The 14,974-nt window shown below is 61.4% G+C and carries 10 protein-coding genes; 6 read left to right on the top strand and 4 right to left on the bottom strand.

What is annotated here, in order from left to right; all coding sequences use genetic code 11:
• From GGI48_RS18865 to GGI48_RS18845, 5 genes are all read left to right on the top strand, one after another.
• Complete coding sequence (locus GGI48_RS18865) at positions 1 to 2,430, top strand: hypothetical protein (protein ID WP_179599525.1); 2,430 nt, start codon at positions 1 to 3, stop codon at positions 2,428 to 2,430.
• Positions 2,431 to 2,496: 66 nt separating this feature from the next.
• Positions 2,497 to 3,438, top strand: a complete 942-nt coding sequence (locus GGI48_RS18860; protein WP_179599523.1) for a hypothetical protein — start codon at positions 2,497 to 2,499, stop codon at positions 3,436 to 3,438.
• Positions 3,439 to 3,451: 13 nt separating this feature from the next.
• Positions 3,452 to 4,732, top strand: a complete 1,281-nt coding sequence (locus GGI48_RS18855; RefSeq protein WP_016966726.1) for a hypothetical protein — start codon at positions 3,452 to 3,454, stop codon at positions 4,730 to 4,732.
• Between the two features lie 3 nt (positions 4,733 to 4,735).
• Positions 4,736 to 6,595, top strand: a complete 1,860-nt coding sequence (locus GGI48_RS18850; protein ID WP_179599521.1) for a hypothetical protein — start codon at positions 4,736 to 4,738, stop codon at positions 6,593 to 6,595.
• Positions 6,596 to 6,627: 32 nt separating this feature from the next.
• Positions 6,628 to 7,680, top strand: coding sequence for a hypothetical protein (locus GGI48_RS18845; protein WP_179599519.1), 1,053 nt, complete (start codon positions 6,628 to 6,630; stop codon positions 7,678 to 7,680).
• An 82-nt stretch (positions 7,681 to 7,762) separates the two neighbouring features.
• Here the strand turns inward: GGI48_RS18845 and GGI48_RS18840 are convergent, their stop codons facing one another.
• On the bottom strand, positions 7,763 to 8,272 hold the full coding sequence (locus tag GGI48_RS18840) for a single-stranded DNA-binding protein (protein ID WP_011063767.1): 510 nt from the start codon (positions 8,270 to 8,272) through the stop codon (positions 7,763 to 7,765).
• A gap of 9 nt (positions 8,273 to 8,281) precedes the next feature.
• Positions 8,282 to 9,676, bottom strand: a complete 1,395-nt coding sequence (locus tag GGI48_RS18835; RefSeq protein WP_016966729.1) for an MFS transporter — start codon at positions 9,674 to 9,676, stop codon at positions 8,282 to 8,284.
• Between the two features lie 178 nt (positions 9,677 to 9,854).
• Between GGI48_RS18835 and uvrA the strand changes: the two genes are divergently transcribed.
• Positions 9,855 to 12,689: an excinuclease ABC subunit UvrA gene (uvrA, locus tag GGI48_RS18830; protein WP_103741299.1), complete on the top strand. Its 2,835-nt coding sequence runs from the start codon at positions 9,855 to 9,857 to the stop codon at positions 12,687 to 12,689.
• A 117-nt stretch (positions 12,690 to 12,806) separates the two neighbouring features.
• Here uvrA and bfr read toward each other — a convergent pair whose 3' ends face one another.
• Both bfr and GGI48_RS18820 read right to left on the bottom strand, forming a co-directional pair.
• On the bottom strand, positions 12,807 to 13,271 hold the full coding sequence (gene bfr / locus GGI48_RS18825; protein ID WP_016966731.1) for a bacterioferritin: 465 nt from the start codon (positions 13,269 to 13,271) through the stop codon (positions 12,807 to 12,809).
• Between the two features lie 155 nt (positions 13,272 to 13,426).
• Positions 13,427 to 14,875 carry a catalase gene (locus GGI48_RS18820; RefSeq protein WP_179599517.1) on the bottom strand — a complete coding sequence of 483 codons (1,449 nt, stop codon included), beginning with the start codon at positions 14,873 to 14,875 and terminating at the stop codon, positions 13,427 to 13,429.
• Positions 14,876 to 14,974 lie beyond the last annotated feature (99 nt).

Below are 14,974 nucleotides of genomic sequence, written 5' to 3'. Positions count from 1 at the left end.
ATGAGCGTCTTGAACTTTCCCCGGATCTACCTCAACGGTTTCATGTTCTGGAACCCGCCGACCTTCAACAACAACGATGTGCTGCCGCTGTACGACGCGGTGCAGATGAAGATGAACTGGCGCTTCCTGAGCCAGTACGGGATCAATGACAAGAATGCCCCGCAAACCCTGATGCCCTGGGGCATCACCCCGCTGGCCTACAAGGACGTTCCGGACTACGTGCTGCAGGTCCCCACCAACGGCGACCCCGACAGCTACCCGATGATTCCCGCCGAGTGGGATCTGTTCGGCGACAACGCCTGCGGCACCGTGAACTACCAGCAGTTGCGCTCGGTGATCATCGGCGGGGAATCCAAGGTCGACAGCTACATCGACAGCGACCCGCTGATCAACAAGTCCTACCAACTGCTGGGCAATTCCTTCGGCAACCCGAGTCCGACCGCCGCACGCTTTGTCGATGTCAGCCCCTGGCAGAACACCTTCACCGCCCTGTACTTCGACAAGCTGGTGCTCGGCGACGCCACCTGTGGCCTGACCCTGAAACACACCTACCGCATGCTCAACCGCTTTCTCGACTTCAACTGGGGCGCCTTTGGCGGCCTGGTCTACGTCACGGCCACCTGGCAGACCTGCTTTCCCAAGGACCAGCTGGAATGGGTCATCGGCGACTCGAAGCTGCTGAAAAGCCTGCAGGATGAAATGCTCAGCCAGAACGCCCAGGGCCTGATGATCAGGTTCACCACTTACCTGACGGTCTATGACCAGAACGGCCTGTTCAACGACTTCAAGAACGTCAACAGCCATTCCAAGGCGCCCTGGGACATGTCCAGGCTGCAGATGCTCTATCAAATGGGCCTGGACAACCCGACCGAAACCTTCTTCAACCCGGCCTACAGCCGCACTGCTGGCACCCTGGGCCTGTGGTTCGCCAACGAGTTCCCCACCGCGCCGGGCGGCCAGCGCCTGGCGCCCAAGGATCCGGTGCCCTTCTACAAGAAGGTTCCGGGCGATACGGTGATCCACAAAAAAGACCAGCGGGTCAACCTGGGCGTGCTCAGTGCCCAGCTCAACGGCAGCACGCTGTCGCTGGACCTGGGCAATACCTTTCCGATCTACCCGGCCGTCCATGACGGCCCGGCCGCTCCCGATCTGGATGGCCGCAACAACGCTATTCCGGTCGCCGCCAAGTTCCATGTCGGCGACTACGAGCTGGGGGTGCAGCAGGGCAGCAACTTCGAACCCCTGACCAGCATCGGCTTCGACCAGTATCAGCAATCGGCCTTCGACAAGCGCTCTGGCCTGTTGGACCTGCCCCTGGACGCCGGCGCCCAGGCCCTGCTGAAAAAAGGCAACCTGGCGCTGCGGCTCAAGGGCACCGACACCATCGCCGCCCAACAGCAGACGTGGACCGCAGAAGTCATCGAGAGCGGCAGCTTCATCGACGTCGGTGACCGCCGGACGCTGAACATCATGGTGCAGAACAACGGCCAACCGGCACCGGCCGGCACCACCTTGTGGGTCGCCGAGTACAACAACGCCTTCATGCTGACCACCAGCAACTACTACCTGGCGTTCAGCAATCCGGCGGATTTCGTGCTGATCACCGACTATCCCGATGCGCGAGCGAATAACCAGCCGGGCATGCCCCAATTCAGCGACGGCTCGCAGCATCCGAGCCTGCTCAGGGAGGGCAGCGGCAGGCGCCTGAGCGCCATGATGGTCAGGGATAGCAGCGCGTGCGATGAGCCGGTCAGCAACGCCATCACCTATCAGGAGTTCCTGAAAACACCGGCCGCTGTCGATCTGAGGCCCTGCCTGAAATTCGACAACCCGCAACCGATGACCGGGACACTGGACAATGACGCCGGCCTGGGCGCCACCGTGAACTACAGCCTGACCCGCATCACGACCAATGCCGACGGCATTGCCCAATTGACGGTGCAGGCCGTGGCGCCGGGCTTTCCCACCCTGCGCTTTTTCATTCAGGACGATCCGGCGGGCATTCCGTTCAGCTTCTCCTACACCGACGCCTTCACCGACTTCCTCTCGCCGTTGCGGGTGCTGCCGCAAGAGCCGCAGATGCTCAAGGACTTCATCGACTGCTGGAACCGGGTGTACCAGTTCGACGACGCCAATGTGCGGATCTGGAAGGAGTTCATCTTTCCGCAGATCCTCCAGCCCTTCTATTACCTCTACCCGATCATGAACAAGTACATGCCGCTCAACTCCCTGCAACGCATCGAGGGCGCGATCGAGCAGTTCATCACCCTGATCAGCAAGGAGTACCAGGAGGCCAGCACCCTGGCCATGCCCATCACCCGGGACCTGCCCCAGAGCCGGCGCCAGGTGCTGGAGATCTGGGCCAAGGACCTGGTGAGCACCGGCTACCCACCGACCCCGCTCGACCTCAACGACTATCAGCCAGGTTGAGCCGCAACGCTCAGGCACTGGAACACCGGGCGACCCGAGTCGCCCGGATTTGCAAAGGAGAGTCAGATGAACACCCATCCACTCAAGCGCCTGCTGCTGGCCGCCACCCTGCTGTGCGCCAGCCAGGCAACCTGGGCCCAGGAATACCCCGACAACGTCTACTTCAACATGGGCGTGCACAACGACAAGGGCTGCGACGCCAAGACCAACAATTGCATCGCCAAGCGTCACCCGGGCGATCCGGCCGATCCGCTCTACCCGGCGACCTGGGTCAGCGACTGGACCATGTACCGGGTCACCGCCCACTACAAGAACAACCCGCCGCCCTACAGCAGCCCGCCCAGCACCCTGAAGCCTGCCGACTACACCGTGTCCCAGGGCACCAGCTACTACGACAATGACTACGTGCCCGCCGACGGCGACGGTTCCGGGGCGATGATGGAGCACTACGAGAAGTACTGCCTGCCGATCTTCCCGATCAAGAACAACAACTACACCTGCTCCTTCGTCTCCCTGGGCAACAAGGCCTACTTCCTCACCTACCCCGAGGACCGGCCCAAGGACATGCCGGCCTGCTGCATGTTCTCGCCGATGAACCACCCGCCACGCCGCGACTTCATCAAGCACCTGCCCTACAGCGCCGCCCGCAGCCGGCATCTGGACGCCAGCGTGCAGGCCTACGCCCTGGAGATTCCGGTCAAGCCGAGCCCGATTCTGTTCGGCTACGCCTTCTACAAGCAGGCCACCAGCGACGGGGCGGGCCTGGCGCCCTATCAGCATCCGCAGTCGTTCTACTTCTCCGGTGATGTCAGCGTCGCCAACGCACCGATCGTCAGCCAGAACTATCGCAACTGGCGCAACGAGAAGCCGGACCCGGCCAAGACCTGGGACCAGGTGGCGAAGATGTGCCCGGTCAACCCACCGGACTGCCAGCTGTTCAACCCGCCGCCCTCGTTGCAAAACGGTGCCCGGCCGCAGTGGAACCAACTCTCGCCCACCCCGCAGTGACAGGAGCCGCGTCATGAACCATTGGAGCCGTTTCACCACCCTGCTGCTGCTTGGCCTGGGCAGCCAACAAGCCTGCGCCCTGCAGCCCAGCGCGCCGCAGCAGCAGACCTCTTGCCCACCCAATGCCGTGGTACCTGCCGCCAATGCATCGCAGCAGGCTTTCGATCAATACAGCTGGCAGGTGTTCATCAACCTGAACTGGCCGGCCAAGACCGGCCAACGCGGAGTCGCCGATTGCAGCAAACCCCTGGGCAGTCCTGGCGATACCGTGTGGCAGAGCTACAAGGGCGTGAATGAGGTCTTCCTGCCTCAAGGGCAGGACCCCGGTCCATGGAATTCGGCACCTATGGCCAAGGTCCTCAAGCTGATCAATATCGCCGGGCGCAAGAACACCGCAACGGCCAACGACAACCAGGCCGTGGGCGGTTGGCTGATCGACCAGAACGGCAATCCGACCTATTACCAGATTGCCGCCAACCAGGCCTCCTACGACTACATCGTCAACAACCAGTTCTACAACGCCGATGTCGTGGCCAAGGCCAGCAACATCAACTTCCCCAACGCGACCAACGAGATCAAATCCAGCTGGCGGATACTCACCGCCAAGGATGACCCCAGCCGCTACCTGCACATGCAGGCCCAGATCACCACGTTCGATGCACAAGGCGTGGCCAACGGTACGGCTCAAGCGACGCTAGGCCTGGTGGGGCTGCACATCATCAACAAGGTCGAGGGGTTTCCACAGTGGATCTGGTCGACCTTCGAGCAGGTCGACAATGTGCCGCCCAAGGTCAAGCAGGGAAACCAGTGGGTCAATGAGCCGCAGAAAGGCATCGCGTATTCCTACTTCGATGCCAAGGCGCCTGCCGATAAGGTCAATCAGAGCCCCTGCAACTGGACCCTGCACAATGGCCACATGATCTGCACGCCGAAGCCGGGGATGAGTTTCACCACCCCCAACCCACTGGACCGTTTTACCCCGTTGACCGACGCCACGACCAAGCTCAACAGCGAGTACCAGGCGCTGCCGCAGGTTCAGGCATCCGTATTCAAGTACTACCAGTTGATCACCACCCAATGGAGTACCACGCCCAACCCTGGCGCGCCCATGGGCCAGACGACCCCTGAACTGTCGGCCAACGTGACCATGGAAAGCTACATCCAGCCCAACAGCAGCTGCACCAACTGCCACTCCATGGCAACGCCGATCAACAGCCTGCAAAAGGCCGATTTTTCCTACCTGTTCAAGTTCGCCCAATCCCCCAGCAGCCCATCCATCAAGGGCAAGGAGTGAATCATGAGTATTCTCAACGGCCCGCGGCTGAACTTCTGGGGTGGGATCGAGACCAACGTCAGCCTGCCCAACAACTCGCCCACCATTCCCAGCGATCCGACAAATCCGGACAGCGAAGCAACACTCTCTCTATTCGACCTGACCACCTCGACCCTGTACCCCGAGGCCGAGGTCTATAGCGACGAGCAACTGACCGAAATGATCAATGCGCCGACAGGCACCTACTACACCGCCGGTGGCTGGAACCACTACGGGCAGCATGTCGTCACCCTGGACAGCGTTGCCATCAGCTCCCAGGGCACGCCCGGCAACATCAGCACCCAGGGCGACCTCGTCGGCGAGCCTTTCTATCTGCTGGGCTCGGCGGACCCGGTCACCGGCGCTCCACCGGTGACCGGGCCGATGATGGTCGACCTGGACCCCACCGGCACCATCAGCACGCAGATTTTTCTCGGCGGCCTGCAGATCGGCAACAGCACGCCTCCGCAGTTGCTGGTCAAGGGCAATACGGTGTGCAGCAGTTATGACGTGGCCATCCGGATTCTCGACCCGGAGCAGGATGCGCCGGGTTCCAACCGTATCAGCGGCAGTTTTCAGGTCACTTTCTCTCGCGACCAGATCGTCAGCTACAACAAGGACAATCCGCTCCTGCGCTCGATCATCGAGGCCCCCGGCGCGACCGGCATCGTCGTGCGCTTCGTCATGTTCGAGATGTGCCCGAAAATGACCACGGCGCAACTGGACGCCGACTACGCCGCCCACCAGTACACCTCCAACCCAAGCATTGGCCGCGTGGTCGGCACCCTGGCTCCGGCCTTTGCCGGGGAACCACTGATCGTCACCGGCGGGCGCCAGCTCATCAATCCATCGTCACGTAGCGCAGGCTACGCGAGTGTGCTCGAGAACAATCTGTTGAGCATCGACATGCTCAATATCATTCCCAAGCAGGCGTTTCGCAGCGTTCGAACCGACACCACCTCGCCCATCGGCCCCAATGCGAACTTCGGCGATGTCTCGATCAACCTTGGCTCGACGACACTGACGACCCTGGATCCGCTCAAGACTCCGCTGTCGGACTACTACGTATATGGCGGCATCCTTGACCTGCCGCTGACGCCCACACAACGCCAGTTGGCCAATCAGGAGCCAATTGCCATCAAGGCACCGCAGACGCGCTACTACCCCTCCGACCCCGAGCCCAAACCGATCAATATCAACGCCATCGAACAGACCTATCGCCTGACGTCCGATCAACGCAATTTGTATCTGGAGGATTACCCCGAGGGCCTCGAGATCACCCTGAACTTGAGCCAGCATGGACAACCCGTCACCGAAGACACCGTGATCACCATCAGCTCCGGCCCCTCAAACGGCAGCCCGGATGCCCCTTACAAAGATCCTCAGTTCTGGGACTTCCTGGAGTTCGAGCCCAGACAAACAGTCAAGGCCGGCCAATCCAGCGTGAGCTTCAAGGTCAGCCTCAAGCCCGGCTCGGCAGCACAGGCTGGATTTGTCACCTCGACCTGCGCAGTCGAGCACGGAAAATCCAACGGTTTTTTCATCAACCTGCGCAAATACGCCATCACCGATTTCGGGATCGCGCCAGGCAGCACCGTCACCTGGGACCAGGTGTACAAGAACGTGCTGCGTTTTCACTACCTGGCCTTCCCCGCCATGTCCCGCTACATCGCACTCAATCAGCAGGACGCCGTCTGGGGATCACGCCAGATGATCCTGGCACGCACCTCCCGGGAATACCTCGGCACGACCTTGTACATGCCCGTGGTGCGCTCGATGTCCGCTAGCCAGAGAGCCCTGCTCAAATGCTGGTTCACCCATGAACCCTGGCAGCCGCTGCAGTGATGGGGTCGCTCTAATTGCGAGGGAGAATCCACATGCCAATTGCATTGCTCATCCCCGGCCAGGCGCAGGAAAACCTGCGCCCCAGCAACGTGGTCGCCGAAGGCTTGCTGAACCCCCGCGGCCTCTGCCTGCAAGTCGATGGCAGCCTGCTGCTGGCGGAAGCCGGCTCAGGCCTGCCGGACCAGCCATTCAGTGGCCGCATCAGTCGCCTGCGCCCGGACCCGGAACAGCCGGGCGCTTATCTGCCACCGCAGGTCCTGGCCCAGGGTTTTCGTTCGATGAACATGCAGGCACGCATGCTTCGCGACGAAATCATGGGCCTGTCGGACATCGCCCTGGGCGGCGGGCTCTGCCTCGCCAGCCAGACCGACTACGTGGCCGGATCCAAGCTGCTGGACCTGCAATACCGTCCGCCCGAGCCGCTGTTTCACAGCCGCGGCAACCTCAACTCACTGTGCTATCACCCCTCGCGGCAAAGCTGGTTGGCGGTCAAGCCCGATACCAACCAGCTGGTGGAGTTCACCGAGGACGGCGAGCAAGTGCTGGCCCAGTTGCCCGACCTGGATCAGGGCCAGGAAGCGGTCCCCGTGACCCTGGTCCACGAACCGCAGACCGATGCGGTACTGATCAGCCTGTTTTCCGGTGAACTGCATCGCGATCCGGCGCGCAAGGGCATCGACTTCGCCGACAAGGCCGGCCAGGTGATTCGGGTCTGGCCCGCCAGCGGCAGGATCGAGGTGCTGATTCGCGGACTGCAACTGCCCACCGGACTGGCGCTGGATCCGCAAGGACGGATTCTGGTGCTGGAACTGTGCGACCGGCTGTTGCAGCCCCTGCCGCCCGACTGGTCCGGCGAAGTGCTGCACGGCGGCTTCGCCCGCTTCAGCGGCCGCCTGCTGCGCTGCGATCTGGGGCAACGCTCGGTGCAGGTACTGGCCCAGGGCCTGGATACGCCCTCGAACCTGTGCTGCGTGGCCAATGCCGTGCTGGTGAGCGAAGGCATGGGCCTGAGCGGTCGGCCGATTCCTACTGCCGATCAGCAGGTGGTGGCCCTGAGCGGGCGCTTGCGCCGGGTGCAGCTGTGAGCCTGCGCCTGATCGACCAGGCATGAAAAAGGGGCCCTGTGGGCCCCTTTCTCATCGATGCTGAACGCTGAAAAGCCGCGGCTCAGAACGGAATATCGTCATCGAAGCTGTCGAAATCCGGTGCCGGCTGCGGAGCGGCCTGCTGTGGTGCCGGACGCGACTCACGCTGTGGCTGCGGCGCAGGACGGGACTGCTGAGGACGTGGTGCCGAGTTAGACATGCCGCCCTGGCCCTGCTGGTCGCCCTGTGGACGGCCGCCCAGCAGCTGCATGGTGCCCTGCATGTCGACGATGATCTCGGTGGTGTAGCGCTTGATACCGTCTTTTTCCCACTCGCGGGTCTGCAGCTTGCCTTCGATGTAGACCTGCGAACCTTTGCGCAGGTATTCGCCGGCAATCTCGGCCACCTTGCCGAACATCGACACGCGGTGCCATTCGGTGCGCTCGACCTTCTGACCGGTCTGCTTGTCGGTCCACTGCTCGCTGGTGGCCAGACTCAGGTTGGTCACGGCGTTACCGTTGGGCAGGTAGCGAACTTCGGGATCCTGGCCGCAAGTGCCGACCAATATGACTTTGTTAACCCCACGGGCCATAACGTTCTCCTAGGCTTCGCGCGCCGACGGCGCTGGGTTGACCAGCTGCTCGAGGGTCGTGCGATCCAATAATTCGGTGTCCAATTTGATGTAAATGGCGGCTTCTTCGGCCACCACTACGGCATCTGTTACCCCAACAACGGCCTTCAGGCGCTCGACCAGGCCGGCTTCGCGGATCGCTTCGGGCGATAACGGCAAGCGCAGGCTCGTCACATACGGGGGCTCGCGCATGGTAACAGCAAAGGCCAGCCAGAGTGCAGCCAGACCTGCCCCTCCAAGGAACACAACCGACAAACCGCCATGCTGGAACAGCCAGCCACCGAGGATGCCGCCCAGTGCCGAACCGAGGAACTGGCTGGTGGAGTAGACCCCCATCGCCGTGCCCTTGCCGCCTGCCGGCGACACCTTGCTGATCAGCGACGGCAAGGACGCTTCCAGCAGGTTGAACGCGGTGAAGAACACCACGGTGCCGATCACCAGCGCCCGCAAACTGTCGCCGAACTCCCAGAAGAATAGCTCGGTGAGCAGCAGCGTACTGACCGCGCCCAACAGAACTCGTTTCATTTTGCGTTTCTTCTCGCCGTAGATGATGAACGGGATCATGGCGAAGAAGGAGATCAGCAGTGCAGTGAGGTACACCCACCAATGCTGGTCTTTGGGCAGGCCGGCTTTTTCCACCAGGGCCAGGGGCAAGGCAACGAAGCTCGACATCAGCATCGCGTGCAACACGAAGATCCCCAGGTCCAGGCGCAGCAGATCCGGGTGCTTGAGGGTGGGAAGCAGCGCCTGGCGCGCCACTCCGGATTCGCGGTGCTGCAAGGGCCCGGTGGCGCGCGGCACCATGAAGGCGATGATCAGGATCCCCACCAGGGCCATGCCACCGGTGGCCAGGAACAGCCCGGACAGGCCGAAGCTGCGGGTCAGCAGCGGGCCGACCACCATGGCCACGGCAAAGGAGACGCCGATGGTCATGCCGATCATGGCCATGGCCTTGGTCCGATGCTGCTCCCGGGTCAGGTCCGAGAGCAGCGCCATCACGGCTGCGGAAATCGCCCCGGCGCCCTGCAGGATCCGGCCGGCGATCACGCCCCAGATCGAGTCGGCGTTCGCCGCCAGCAGGCTGCCCAGGGCGAACACGATCAGCCCCAGGTAAATAACCGGGCGGCGACCGATACGGTCGGAAATGATCCCGAAGGGAATCTGGAAAACTGCCTGGGTCAGGCCATAGGCGCCAATGGCCAGGCCGATCAGGGCCGGGGTCGCTCCTGCGAGATCCATTCCATAGGTTGCCAGGACCGGCAGTACCATAAACATGCCAAGCATACGGAAGGCGAACACCAGGGCCAGGCCGCTTGCTGCGCGGGTCTCGCTGCCGCTCATGCGTTCGCTGTGGGGATCGTGCATGGAAAAACCTCGTGTGAACCGGCGGCGATTCTACCAGTCGGATCGGTAGAGGGGGTATATGGCGACGCTTTGCCGCGCAGCCCTGACCGGCAACCGAAAAAGCCGCGCACGATAGTGTGCATCCATCCAGTATTTGGTTTTATACTCCTGCCTTTACGCCCGCCGATCGAGGCCACTTTTGGACAAGATTCTGATTCGTGGGGCCCGCACCCACAACCTGAAGAACATCGACCTGACCCTGCCACGGGACAAGTTGATCGTCATCACCGGGCTGTCTGGGTCCGGCAAGTCGTCCCTGGCTTTCGACACGCTTTATGCCGAAGGCCAGCGCCGCTATGTCGAATCGCTGTCGGCCTATGCCCGACAGTTCCTGTCGATGATGGAAAAGCCCGACGTCGACACCATCGAAGGCCTGTCGCCGGCGATTTCCATCGAGCAGAAATCCACTTCCCACAACCCGCGCTCCACAGTCGGCACCATTACCGAAATCTACGACTACCTGCGCCTGCTCTATGCCCGTGTCGGTACTCCGCGCTGCCCGGATCACGACATCCCGCTGGAAGCCCAGACCGTCAGCCAGATGGTCGACCTGGTGCTGGCTCAGCCCGAAGGCAGCAAGCTGATGCTGCTGGCGCCGGTGATTCGTGAGCGCAAGGGCGAACACCTTTCGGTCTTTGAAGAGCTGCGGGCCCAGGGCTTTGTGCGGGCGCGGGTCAACGGCAAGCTGTTCGAGCTGGACGAGTTGCCGAAGCTGGATAAACAGAAGAAGCACTCCATCGATGTGGTGGTCGACCGCTTCAAGGTCCGCGCCGACCTGCAGCAGCGCCTGGCCGAATCCTTCGAAACCGCACTGAAGCTGGCGGACGGTATTGCCCTGGTGGCGCCGATGGACGACGAGCCCGGGGAAGAGATGATCTTCTCCGCGCGCTTCGCCTGCCCGATCTGCGGCCATGCCATCAGCGAGCTGGAACCCAAGCTGTTCTCCTTCAACAACCCGGCCGGTGCCTGCCCGACCTGCGACGGCCTGGGGGTGAAGCAATTCTTCGACATCAAGCGCCTGGTCAATGGCGAACTGACCCTGGCCGAAGGGGCGATTCGCGGCTGGGACCGGCGCAACGTCTATTACTTCCAGATGCTCGGTTCACTGGCCTCTCATTACGGCTTCAGCCTGGAAGTGCCGTTCAACCAACTGCCGGCGGATCAGCAGAAGGTCATCCTGCATGGCAGCGGTACGCAGAATGTCGACTTCAAATACCTCAACGACCGCGGCGACATCGTCAAGCGCTCCCACCCGTTCGAAGGGATAGTGCCGAACCTGGAGCGTCGCTACCGGGAAACCGAGTCGGCCACCGTGCGCGAAGAACTGGCCAAGTTCCTCAGCACCCAGCCCTGCCCGGACTGCCGCGGCACGCGCCTGCGCCGCGAGGCCCGTCATGTCTGGGTCGGCGAGAAGACCCTGCCGGCAGTCACCAGCCTGCCCATCGGCGATGCCACCGACTACTTCGGCACTCTGAAACTGACTGGGCGTCGTGGCGAGATTGCCGACAAGATCCTCAAGGAAATCCGCGAACGCCTGCAGTTCCTGGTCAACGTGGGGCTCGACTACCTGACCCTGGATCGCAGCGCCGATACCTTGTCCGGCGGTGAGGCCCAGCGTATTCGCCTGGCCAGTCAGATCGGTGCCGGCCTGGTGGGGGTGATGTACATCCTCGACGAGCCATCCATTGGCCTGCACCAGCGGGATAACGATCGTTTGCTCGGGACCCTGAAGCACCTGCGGGACATCGGCAACACGGTGATCGTGGTCGAACACGATGAAGATGCGATCCGCCTAGCCGATTACGTGGTGGACATCGGCCCGGGCGCCGGTGTGCATGGTGGGCAAATCGTTGCCGAAGGTACTGCGGCAGAAGTCATGGCGCACCCGGACTCCCTGACCGGTAAATACCTGTCCGGCCGGGTGAAGATCGTGGTGCCGGCCAAGCGTACCCCGCGCAACAAGAAGCTATCGCTTACCCTCAAGGGCGCACGCGGCAACAACCTGCGCAATGTCGACCTGGAAATTCCGATTGGTCTGCTGACCTGCGTGACCGGGGTGTCCGGCTCGGGCAAGTCGACGCTGATCAACAACACCCTGTTCCCCCTGAGTGCCACGGCGCTCAACGGTGCAACCACTCTGGAAGCGGCGCCCCACGACAGCATCAACGGCCTGCAGCACCTGGACAAGGTAGTGGACATCGACCAGAGCCCGATCGGCCGTACTCCGCGCTCCAACCCGGCGACTTACACCGGGCTGTTCACACCGATTCGCGAGCTGTTTTCCGGCGTGCCGGAGTCTCGCTCCCGGGGCTATGGCCCTGGCCGCTTCTCCTTCAACGTCAAGGGCGGACGCTGCGAGGCCTGCCAGGGCGATGGCCTGATCAAGGTGGAGATGCACTTCCTGCCGGACATCTACGTGCCCTGCGACGTGTGCAAGAGCAAGCGTTACAACCGCGAAACCCTGGAGATCAAGTACAAGGGCAAGAACATCCACGAAGTGCTGGAAATGACCATCGAGGAAGCCCGTGAGTTCTTCGATCCGGTTCCGGCCCTGGCGCGCAAACTGCAAACGCTGATGGATGTAGGCCTGTCCTACATCAAGCTTGGCCAGTCGGCGACCACCTTGTCCGGCGGCGAGGCCCAGCGGGTCAAGCTGTCCCGTGAGCTGTCCAAGCGCGATACCGGCAAGACCTTGTATATCCTCGACGAGCCGACCACAGGCCTGCACTTTGCGGATATCCAGCAACTGCTGGACGTGTTGCACCGCCTGCGCGATCACGGCAACACCGTGGTGGTGATCGAACACAACCTGGATGTGATCAAGACCGCCGACTGGCTGGTGGACCTGGGGCCGGAAGGCGGCTCCAAAGGCGGCCAGATCATCGCCGTCGGTACCCCGGAACAGGTTGCGGAAATGCCCCAATCCCACACCGGGCATTACCTCAAGCCGTTGCTGACCCGCGACCGCGCCTGAGGCCCATGAAAAAGCCCCTGTCACCTCGCGGTGCCAGGGGCTTTTTTACATCTCGGATCTGACGCATCTACCGTAGCAGCGAGCTTGCTCGCGAACCGGCATCCCCGCCTTCTGCAGTCAGAACTGCGATTGCAGGTAGTTTTCCAACCCGATGGACTTGATCAGGCCCAACTGCTTCTCCAGCCAGTAGGTGTGATCTTCTTCGGTATCTGCCAACTGGATACGCAGAATGTCGCGGCTGACATAGTCCTTGTGCAGCTCGCACAGCTCGATGCCTTTGCACAGCGCAGCGCGAACCTTGTATTCCAGACGCAGGTCGCTGGCCAGCATCTCTGGCACGGTGGTCCCGGTGTCGAGATCATCGGGGCGCATGCGCGGTGTGCCTTCGAGCATCAGAATGCGGCGTATCAGGGCATCGGCGTGTTGCGCCTCTTCTTCCATTTCGTGGTTGATACGCTCGTAGAGCTTGGTGAAGCCCCAGTCTTCGTACATCCGCGAATGAATGAAATATTGGTCGCGTGCTGCCAGTTCGCCCGTCAGCAACGTGTTGAGGTAATCGATTACGTCCGGGTGACCTTGCATCGCCCTAAATCTCCCTGCTTGAAAGCCGATAGTTTGAACCAAGCTGACTTGCAGGTCACTTAGAAATAGCCAGAAAAGTGAAGAATATCCGAGAAAACCAGTAGAAATAACGCAAAAACCGCCCTAATGAGGGCGGTTCTGCTTCTTATTTAGACTTACTTGAGCGATACGCCCAAAGCTTTGGCGATACCTTCGCCGTAAGCCGGGTCCGCCTTGTAGAAATGTTGCAGTTGACGATCAACCACATCAGCCGTCACCCCAGTCATGGCACCGGCAATGTTGTTAATCAACAGAGACTTCTGTTCATCATTCATCAGGCGGAACAGAGCTCCCGCATGACTGTAATAGTCGGTGTCTTCGCGATGATCGTAGCGGTCTGCGGCGCCGCTAAGCGCCAGGGGCGGCTCTGCGTAGCGTGGAGCCTGCTTCGGTACATCGCTGTAGCTGTTGGGCTCGTAGTTCGGTGCAGCGCCGCCGTTGCTTCCGAAAGCCATGGAACCGTCACGCTGGTAGCTGTTCACCGGGCTCAATGGAGCATTGACCGGCAACTGCTGATGGTTGGTGCCTACGCGGTAGCGGTGCGCATCGGCGTAAGCGAATACCCGGCCCTGGAGCATGCGATCCGGCGAAAGCCCGACACCTGGCACCATGTTGCTTGGGCCAAAGGTGGCCTGCTCGACCTCGGCAAAGTAGTTCAGCGGATTGCGGTTCAACTCCAACTCGCCAACCTCGATCAACGGGAACTCCTTCTGCGACCAGGTCTTGGTCACATCGAACGGGTTCTCATAGTGCGCCGCGGCTTGCGCCTCAGTCATGATCTGGATGCACACGCTCCACTTCGGAAAGTCGCCGCGCTCGATCGCGTTGAACAGGTCGCGCTGAGCGTAATCAGGGTCGCTACCCGCCAGACGTGCAGCCTCTGCCGGTGCCAGGTTCTTGATGCCCTGCTTGGTCTTGTAGTGCCACTTGACCCAGTGCCGCTCGCCCTTGGCGTTGATCAGGCTGTAGGTGTGACTGCCAAAGCCGTGCATATGACGGTAGCCGTCTGGAATGCCCCGATCGGAAAACAGAATGGTTACCTGGTGCAGCGCCTCAGGCGAATGCGACCAGAAATCCCACATCATCTGAGCACTTTTCAGGTTGCTCTGAGGAAGGCGCTTCTGGGTGTGGATGAAATCGGGAAACTTCAGCGGGTCGCGAATGAAGAAGACCGGGGTGTTGTTACCCACGATGTCCCAGTTGCCTTCTTCGGTGTAGAACTTGAGGGCAAAGCCACGGGGATCGCGCTCGGTGTCAGCCGAACCGCGTTCGCCGCCTACTGTGGAGAAACGCAGGAAGGTCGGAGTTTTCTTGCCAACCGCTTCAAACAACTTGGCACTGGTGTATTGGGTGATGTCGCGAGAGACCGTGAAAGTGCCGTAGGCACCCGAGCCCTTGGCGTGCACGCGACGCTCAGGGATATTCTCGCGATTGAAATGGGCGAGCTTTTCGATCAGGTGAAAATCGTCGAGAAGCAGCGGGCCACGAGGGCCGGCGGAACGGGAATTCTGGTTATCAGCGACAGGAGCGCCACTAGCGGTAGTAAGAGTTTTGGTCTGGCTCATGCACAATCTTCCTCTGTCAGTCTGTGAAACTGCCGGCTAATCGGCTGACGAAGAGTATTGATCAGCAGTGTTACAAGATCCAATGCATTACACATTAGC

It is taken from the genome of Pseudomonas protegens (assembly GCF_013407925.2).
GTDB lineage: Bacteria > Pseudomonadota > Gammaproteobacteria > Pseudomonadales > Pseudomonadaceae > Aquipseudomonas > Aquipseudomonas fluorescens_AP.
This window is presented reverse-complemented; position numbering and strand designations above follow the sequence as displayed.